The sequence below is a fragment of the Faecalimonas sp. LCP19S3_D12 genome (assembly GCF_052121495.1).
Taxonomy (GTDB): domain Bacteria; phylum Bacillota; class Clostridia; order Lachnospirales; family Lachnospiraceae; genus Faecalimonas.
Genome location: NZ_JBQKED010000135.1, coordinates 1 through 410, shown reverse-complemented (window position 1 = coordinate 410; position 410 = coordinate 1). Strand labels below are relative to the sequence as shown.

General features: G+C 44.6%; 2 rRNA genes. Both read left to right on the top strand.

What is annotated here, in order from left to right:
• Positions 1 to 83 (top strand): 16S ribosomal RNA (locus ACTQXY_RS15595); the annotation flags it as partial.
• 71 nt (positions 84 to 154) lie between these two features.
• Positions 155 to 272: ribosomal RNA gene (rrf, locus tag ACTQXY_RS15590) — 5S ribosomal RNA — on the top strand.
• Positions 273 to 410 lie beyond the last annotated feature (138 nt).

Genomic DNA, 410 nt, shown 5'->3' with positions numbered 1-410 from the left:
AGCTGCCGAAGGTGGGACCGATAACTGGGGTGAAGTCGTAACAAGGTAGCCGTATCGGAAGGTGCGGCTGGATCACCTCCTTTCTAGGGAAGAAAAGTAAGGGATTGAAAGAAATCTGTTGTTTAGTTATGAGTGCTCAAAGAGTACAAAATATTTCGGTGGCGATACGCCCAGGGGAAACACCCGTACCCATCCCGAACACGATGGTTAAGACCTGGGAGGCCGATGGTACTGCACTGGAGACGGTGCGGGAGAGTAGGTGGCTGCCGAATCTACAAAAGAAAAGAACTGGGTTTACTAGTGATCAGAGATGAAAAGAGATTTTGATTTCTGATGACTGATAAAACAGTCAAAAAAGAATGTACCTTGAAAATCGCATACAAGAAACGAAATGATAAGAAAAATATCAA